The organism is Ligilactobacillus murinus DSM 20452 = NBRC 14221 (assembly GCF_001591685.1).
GTDB lineage: Bacteria > Bacillota > Bacilli > Lactobacillales > Lactobacillaceae > Ligilactobacillus > Ligilactobacillus murinus.
Genome location: NZ_BCVJ01000026.1, coordinates 20850 through 28303, shown reverse-complemented (window position 1 = coordinate 28303; position 7454 = coordinate 20850). Strand labels below are relative to the sequence as shown.

Genomic DNA, 7454 nt, shown 5'->3' with positions numbered 1-7454 from the left:
TTATAGCATATATTTCTATATCATTTTATATAGTTCTACATTTTTATTAACAGTTACCTCACTACGATCAAGACGATACTGCCACTCTCCACAAACGGTAAAAAAGCATCTTATTGCGCCTTATTGAAACGATGGATCTCATCTACAAAAACGATCGTCTTTTGGCCATAAGCAGTATTAGCTTCTTGCATGATCTTTTTGATCTCTTTGATCCCACTTGTGACCGCACTAAATGAGATAAAACCTGCTTTAGTCTGCTTAGCGATAACTTGTGCCAACGTCGTCTTTCCCACACCGGGCGGCCCCCACAAGATCATCGAAGTTACTCTATCTTGAGTGATCAATTCCCTTAAGATCTTACCTGGTCCTAATAAATGCGTCTACCCGAAAACTTGCTCTAAATTCTCTGGTCGTAAACGACTGGCTAGCCGTTCATTTACTTGGTCCTCAAAGATCGATCCTTGTTGCATGCCCTCACCCCCGTTTATCTGTCGTTTCCATTTTATCATACCGAACATTAGTTTGCAAAAGCAAAACTAACATACTTGCTCTAACAAAAAAGCAGCCAGTTACCTAGCTGCCCGATTGATTTTTTCATAGGTCTGAAACCCAAAGTACCTTGACCTATTGACTTATGATCAATAATGATTTGATCGCTTCACGTTTATCCATAGCTTCATAAGCGGCTTGGACATCATCCAATGTGAAACGTTTTGTAAAGACTTTACCCGGTTTGATCTTGCCCTCTAAGACTGCCGCTAATAGTACGGCCCGATCATGAGTCGTCACCGAAGCGAGCCCACCGCGTAAACCGATATTTTTCCAAAATAGTTGATTGGAGCTTGGTTCAGTTTGCGGAATTCCTACACGACCGATCACTGCACCTGGACGAGCTACTTGCCCGGCTTGTTCGATCGCTGATGTTGCCCCAACACATTCCAAAACAGCATCTGCACCCGCACCATCTGTCAATTCTAGTACTTTTCGAACTGCATCATCGCCACGTTCAGAAACGATATCAGTCGCCCCAAATTCGCGGGCTAATTTAGCGCGATCTTCATGGTGGCTCAAACTGATGATCCGCTTAGCCCCACGTAATTTAGCACCGATAACGCCACAAAGTCCAACAGCTCCATCACCGATCACAACAACAGTATCACCTGTTTTGACTTCAGCTGTAAAAGCAGCGTGATAGCCAGTTGCCATTACATCTGACAATGCAAGTAATGAATTCAACTGATCATCAGTATAATCAGCTGGTTGACCAGGGATCTTGACTAGGCCCCAATCAGCGTTATAATACCGCAAATATTGGCCTTGATAGCTACCATCTCTTTGTTCCAACGTCCAAATTCACCTAAAACTTCATCATAGATCCCTAAAATATTGGTAAAGACGACTCGCTCAACACCTGTTTCTTTCATCGCCTTGATCACATATTTAGTTTGATGGTTATCCCTAGTATGATCGACTACCCCTACAAAGACTAGATCTTGACCCAAAATAGCTTGTTTGACATCAGCGTAATTATCTAAACTACCTTCGATCAAAGTTACACGATCATTACTTTCTAAAGCTGCCAACCGTTTTTTATCACGTAAAAATAGCGTCAACTCAACATCAGCAAACTCAGGTTCAGTTAAGACGCGCTCCTCAACTAAACGCGAAATTTGTCCATTAGCTGCCATGATCAATACTTTTTTCATTTTTCTATTACCTCTTTTGCCCATGTTAAAATATCTTTTTGTTGTTGATAGATCGATACGACTGTTAACGGTGCTGCCCAAGTTTTAAAAATTTCTCCGTAAACACCCACACTCCCCGCATCTGTATAAAATGTAGCAATTTTGCCTTTAAAATTTGCTATCTGTGCTAAAAAACTATGAAGTGGCGTTGCTGGTGCCCCATTCCAAACCGGACTACCAACTAAGATCGTCTCATACTGAGATATATCAGGGATCTTAGTCACTAATTCGGGAAAATCATTTGTCTTTATCTGTGTTTTAGCGATCTCTGATGTTTTATACATATCAGTAGAAAATACGTTGTTTTTGACCGTTAACTCTAACAGTTCAGCATCTAAGGCCTGTGCTAATTTTTTTGCCACTTGCTTTGTCTTATTTGACCAAGAATAATACGTGATCAATATCTTTTTTGTCATCAAAAAACTTCCCTCAGTTTATTTTTGTGCTTCAAAATCCATCTGCATCTGAGCATATTGTTCTTCTCTTGCATCATTTGGTATATAGTAACGCTTCTTTTGATCAAGTTTAGCGATCTGTGCCATTTCTTCAGGCGTTAATTCAAAATCAAAAATATCGGCATTATCTTTGATATGTTTCGGATCAGTCGAACCTGGGATCACGATAAAGCCCATTTGAACATGCCACCGCAAAATGATCTGTACATTACTCTTTCCATATTTTTGAGCTAATTTAGTAAAAATCGGTTCATTTAGCAAACTGTGATCACCATGTCCCAGAGGATACCACGCCATTAATTTTATTCCATATGGTGTTAAAACTTCACGAATTTCTGATTGCGTATAGTATGGATGGGCTTCAACTTGGATCACCTGTGGTTTTATTTTTGCTTGTTCCAATAATTGTGTCAACTTTTTACCATGAAAATTTGAGATCCCGATCGCTTTGATCTTACCATCACGATAAGCTTGTTCAAGTTGACGATAGCCCGCCATAAAATCACCAGCAGGTTGATGTAAGAACAATAGATCTAAATAATCTGTCCCTAAACGCTGCAAAGTTTTATCAACTGCTGTTTTATCTTGATAAACTGTCGGCCACAACTTAGAACTCAAGAAAATTTCTTGTCTAGTTACACTAGATTCTCTGATCCCACGTCCAACGGCTTTTTCATTCAAATAGGCATTAGCCGTATCCAACAAACGATAGCCACTTTCAAGCGCTGAAACGACAGCTTTTTGTGCTTGATCGGGTGACATTTGAAATGTACCTAAGCCTAGCATGGGGATGGTAACACCATTATTAAGTTCAAAATTTTGCATCACCTATTCACTCCTCATCATATTTACAAGAACAACTATAAACCTTGAAGTGAACTATAAGGCAAGCTAAATTTAAATAAAAACTCGTTGCTCCAGATCGGAACAACGAGTTCTTAGCTACTTATCTAATTTGATATTGTCAGATTCATCGAGTTCTTGGACACCGTCAACAAAGTTTTTCTTGGCTTCGTCCATATCTTCATCTTCTTTGACTTCCGTGATCGCCCGTTTTGGAATATCTTGGGTATTGGCAAAGATCTCAATATGACGTTTCAAGTTCTTGAATTTCATCGGTGCATCCCCACCGTATTCACCATCGATGTTGATCATCATCTTTTCATCGACTGGCTTAGCGATCAATTTAGAAGTCTTTACATACAAGATATTAGCGTCGTTGACGTGTCGACCCCCATTTAAGACCATCGTGATCAAGCGCATGATCTCTAATAGATTACTCGTCTTAACAACGATCAAGGTGAACTTACCATCATCTAAACTGGCGTCAGGTACGATCTGCTCAAAGCCACCGACTGAATTAGTCAAAGCTAAGAAAAACATTGATGCTTTACCGTCATAAACACCATCATCATATTCAAGGTGCATATTGATCGGTTTGACCCGGGGCAATAACTCAGCCCCCTTAACCAGGTAAGCTAAATAGCCAAAAAGGGTCTTGAATTCAGATGGCACTGCATATGTCAATTCGCTCAAGAGACCACCAGCTGCAATATTGACAAAATATTTGTCATTAGCTCGCCCGATATCCATCTTGACCGTTTTACCATTGGCGATGACTTTAGCCGCTTCGATCGGACTTTCCCGCGGTATCTTTAAAGCCCGCGCATAGTCATTAGTCGTACCGGCGGGAATGATCCCCAACTTTGGCCGGTGTTTTAGAGGGGCGATCCCATTAACGACTTCATTGATCGTGCCATCACCACCAGCTGCAATGATCAAGTTAAAGCCTGCTTGAGCTGCTCGTTTAGCCTCATTTTGAGCAGAATTAGGCTCAGGCGTCGTTGCAAAGGCACTCGTTTCATAACCAGCACGTTCTAAAATATTTAAGATCTCAACTAGATCATTTTTTAAAGCTTCACGTCCAGATGTCGGATTATAAATAATTCGGCAACGCTTTTGCATAATTATTTCCTCTTGGCGCAATTCGCGTCTATCTTTCCTTTAAACTTGCCATCAACAATTTATTGACAACTTTAGGGTTAGCTTTACCGTGGGTCTGTTTCATGATGTTCCCTACTAAGAAGCCAACTGCGCGATCTTTACCATTCTTAAAGTCTTCGATCGATTGCGCGTTGTTGTCCAATACTTCATCGATGATCGGTTGTAATTTAGCCGGGTCAGATAATTGCACCATGCCTTTTTCTTCGACCCATGCTTTTGGTTCAGTATCATTTTTGATGATCTCTTTAAAGACCTTTTTAGCGATCTTAGATGAGATCGTTTCGTCTTGGATCAACTTGATCATTGTTGCTAAATGTTCTGGTGTCAAGGCCGTTTGACCTAACTCAACTTTTTGAGCATTCAAATAAGCACTAACTTCACCCATCAACCAGTTAGCCGCTAATTTAGCATCCGCTCCCGCAGCTACAGTTGCTTCGTAGAAATCAGACATTTCTTTTGTTTGAGTCAAGACACCTGCATCATATTCAGTAATGCCCCAGTCATTGACATAACGTTTACGACGAACGTCAGGCATTTCTGGGATCGAACCTTTGACCTGTGCGACCCATTCATCAGAAATATGGATCGGTGGTAGATCAGGTTCTGGGAAGTAACGATAATCGCTCTTACCTTCTTTGACACGCATCAAGATCGTTTCACCACTTGGTTCATCAAAGCGCCGTGTTTCTTGTTGGATCTCACCACCAGCCATCAAAACACGTTCTTGACGCTTAGCTTCGTATTCCAAACCTTTTTTCACGTGTTCAAAGGAGTTTAGGTTCTTCATTTCCGTCTTAGTCCCAAACTTAGTTGAGCCGATCGGACGAACTGAGATGTTAACGTCAGCTCGCATTGAGCCTTCTTCCATCTTCACGTCGGATACCCCTGTAAATTGAATGATCTGACGTAAACGTGTCAAGTATGCATAAGCTTCTTCTGGCGAAGCGATATCTGGTTTAGATACGATCTCGATCAATGGAGTGCCTTGACGATTTAGATCGACATAAGAATAACCATCGCCGGCATGCGTGTTTTTCCCCGCATCTTCTTCGACGTGCATCTCTTCGATCCCGATCTTCTTTTTAGTTCCATCTTCAAGCTCGATCTCAAGCCAACCATCGTGACCGATCGGTGTTTGAGCTTGTGTGATCTGGTATGCCTTTGGATTATCTGGATAGAAGTAGTTTTTGCGATCAAAGTGGATATCCCGTGCGATCTCACAGTTAAGTGCCAAGGCCGCACGCATCCCATATTCCAAAGCACCCTTGTTCAATTGGGGCAAGACCCCTGGGTAGCCCCAATCGATAACATTAGTATTCGTGTTTGGTTCTGCCCCGTAAACTACTGGTGCGGGAGAATAAGCCTTGGAGTTTGTCTTCATTTCAATGTGGACTTCAAGTCCGATCGTTGTTTCAAAGTTCATTAGTTTTGCCCCCCGATCGTTGGTACTTGTTTGTGGAAGTCGGTTGCTTGTTCAAAAGCATAGCCCGCTTTATACATCGTATCTTCTCTAAATTGTGGTGCGATCAACTGCATTCCGATCGGTAAACCATTAGAGAAGCCAGCAGGAAGCGACATCCCTGGTAGACCAGCCAAGTTTACCGGGATCGTCAAGATATCATTCATATACATCGTGATCGGATCATTGATCTCATCACCGATGCCATAAGCTGTGGTTGGTGCTGTTGGTCCTAAGATCAAGTCATAGTCGTTAAAGACCTGTGCAAAGTCTTGGCAGATCAATGTTCTTACTTGAGCAGCTTTCTTGAAGAAGGCATCATAAGTTCCAGCAGAAAGTGAGAATGTCCCTAACATGATCCGACGTTTAACTTCATCACCAAAACCTTCAGAACGTGAACGCACATAAACATCTTCTAAGTTCTTAACATCTTGTGCTCTAAAGCCGTAACGGATCCCATCAAAACGCTGTAAGTTAGATGAAGCTTCAGAAGAGGCAATGATATAGTATACTGGGACTCCATACTTGCTGTGTGGCAAGGAAACTTCGTCGACCGTCGCCCCCAAGCTTTCAAATGTCTTGATCGCTTTTTTGATCGCTTCTTTAACATCTTTTGCGACACCTTCACCAAAGTATTCTTTTGGCACTGCGATCTTCATCCCTTTGATATCACCATCCAAGCCTTGTGTAAAGTCAGGAACTTCACGATCAGAGCTTGTAAAATCACGACTATCATGACCACTGATAGCATTTAAAACATAGGCATTATCTTTGACTGTGCGTGTCAATGGTCCGATCTGATCTAAGCTAGAAGCAAAAGCGATCAAGCCGTAACGAGATACACGACCATAAGTAGGTTTGACCCCAACGATACCATTATATGCTGCTGGTTGTCTGATCGAACCACCTGTATCTGAACCTAAGGCGGCTAAAACTTGACCCGAAGCAACAGCTGCTGCTGAACCACCAGAAGAACCACCAGGGACTTTAGTTTGATCCCAAGCATTCTTAGTTACTTTAAAGGCTGAACTTTCAGTCGAGCCACCCATAGCAAATTCATCCATGTTGACTTTACCCACATTGATCATTTGAGCAGCAGCTAATTTTTCCATAACTGTTGCATCATAGATCGGGTCAAAGTTTTCTAACATCTTGCTGGCAGCCGTAGTCCGCAAGCCTTTTGTCACGATATTATCTTTGATCGCGATCGGGATCCCAGCTAAAACATTAGCTGGATCGATCCCATTTTGGTCAAGTTCTTTAGCTTGCTTTAAAGCAGCTTCTTCATTTAAAGCTAGGAAAGCAGCGATCTGTTGATCACGGTCTTTGATCGTCTTGAAAGTTTCTTTTGTCAACTCCTCTACGCTCAAATCTTTGTTGACCAATTTTTCATGTAAACTGGTCAGATCAGTTGTAAAATAATCCATGGGCTAGCCTTCCTCACTTTCATCAATAATCGCTGGCACTTTGATAAAGCCATCTTTTCTTTCAGGTACATTTTCCATCAACAATTCGCGATCGGTCCCCTTAACTGCAATATCTTCTCGCATTACATTAAAGGCATCCGTCACGGTTGTCGTTACCGGCACATCTGTCGTATCGACTTCACTTAGTTGTTGTACCATATTGATGATCTGGTCCATTTGACCGGTGAATTTTTGTAATTCTGCATCGCTAAATTCAAGCTTTGCCAAACTTGCAACGTGCTTTACTTCATTTGCGCTGATCGCCATCTTCATCCTTCTTTCTTGCATATCTGCTTAATATTTTAGCATAGATCTGCTGACATTT

At 41.7% G+C, this 7454-nt stretch carries 6 protein-coding genes and 3 pseudogenes; all 9 read right to left on the bottom strand.

Features of this window, described 5'->3' with window-relative positions; genetic code table 11:
- Positions 1–113: 113 nt before the first annotated feature.
- Positions 114–470, bottom strand: a pseudogene (locus LMU01S_RS10295) (AAA family ATPase); the annotation flags it as partial.
- A gap of 154 nt (positions 471–624) precedes the next feature.
- A pseudogene (locus tag LMU01S_RS06310) lies at positions 625–1323 on the bottom strand (zinc-binding dehydrogenase); the annotation flags it as partial.
- Positions 1324–1325: 2 nt separating this feature from the next.
- A pseudogene (locus tag LMU01S_RS06305) lies at positions 1326–1706 on the bottom strand (NAD(P)H-binding protein); the annotation flags it as partial.
- On the bottom strand, positions 1703–2161 hold the full coding sequence (locus LMU01S_RS06300; RefSeq protein WP_056958925.1) for a flavodoxin family protein: 459 nt from the start codon (positions 2159–2161) through the stop codon (positions 1703–1705). The pseudogene LMU01S_RS06305 and the gene LMU01S_RS06300, both read right to left, overlap by 4 nt.
- An 18-nt stretch (positions 2162–2179) precedes the next feature.
- The gene (locus LMU01S_RS06295) at positions 2180–3025 is read right to left on the bottom strand and encodes an aldo/keto reductase (RefSeq protein ID WP_056958924.1); all 846 of its coding nucleotides are present in this window, start codon (positions 3023–3025) and stop codon (positions 2180–2182) included.
- A 117-nt stretch (positions 3026–3142) separates the two neighbouring features.
- A complete protein-coding gene (locus LMU01S_RS06290; RefSeq protein ID WP_056958923.1) occupies positions 3143–4165 on the bottom strand; it encodes a diacylglycerol kinase in 1023 nt (340 codons plus the stop codon).
- 28 nt (positions 4166–4193) lie between these two features.
- Entirely contained in the window at positions 4194–5627 is a 1434-nt protein-coding gene (gene gatB, locus LMU01S_RS06285; RefSeq protein WP_056958922.1) for an Asp-tRNA(Asn)/Glu-tRNA(Gln) amidotransferase subunit GatB, read from the bottom strand.
- Complete coding sequence (gene gatA, locus LMU01S_RS06280; RefSeq protein ID WP_056958921.1) at positions 5627–7090, bottom strand: Asp-tRNA(Asn)/Glu-tRNA(Gln) amidotransferase subunit GatA; 1464 nt, start codon at positions 7088–7090, stop codon at positions 5627–5629. The genes gatB and gatA overlap by 1 nt, the downstream gene beginning before the upstream one ends.
- Positions 7091–7093: 3 nt before the next feature.
- Complete coding sequence (gatC, locus tag LMU01S_RS06275; protein ID WP_005917887.1) at positions 7094–7396, bottom strand: Asp-tRNA(Asn)/Glu-tRNA(Gln) amidotransferase subunit GatC; 303 nt, start codon at positions 7394–7396, stop codon at positions 7094–7096.
- Between the last annotated feature and the right edge of the window lie 58 nt (positions 7397–7454).

Bases quoted from the DNA above. Each gene is read 5' to 3' on its own strand.
- LMU01S_RS06300 (WP_056958925.1), bottom strand. From the start codon at position 2,161: ATGACAAAAAAGATATTGATCACGTATTATTCTTGGTCAAATAAGACA.
- LMU01S_RS06295 (WP_056958924.1), bottom strand. From the start codon at position 3,025: ATGCAAAATTTTGAACTTAATAATGGTGTTACCATCCCCATGCTAGGC.
- LMU01S_RS06290 (WP_056958923.1), bottom strand. From the start codon at position 4,165: ATGCAAAAGCGTTGCCGAATTATTTATAATCCGACATCTGGACGTGAA.
- gatB (WP_056958922.1), bottom strand. From the start codon at position 5,627: ATGAACTTTGAAACAACGATCGGACTTGAAGTCCACATTGAAATGAAG.
- gatA (WP_056958921.1), bottom strand. From the start codon at position 7,090: ATGGATTATTTTACAACTGATCTGACCAGTTTACATGAAAAATTGGTC.
- gatC (WP_005917887.1), bottom strand. From the start codon at position 7,396: ATGGCGATCAGCGCAAATGAAGTAAAGCACGTTGCAAGTTTGGCAAAG.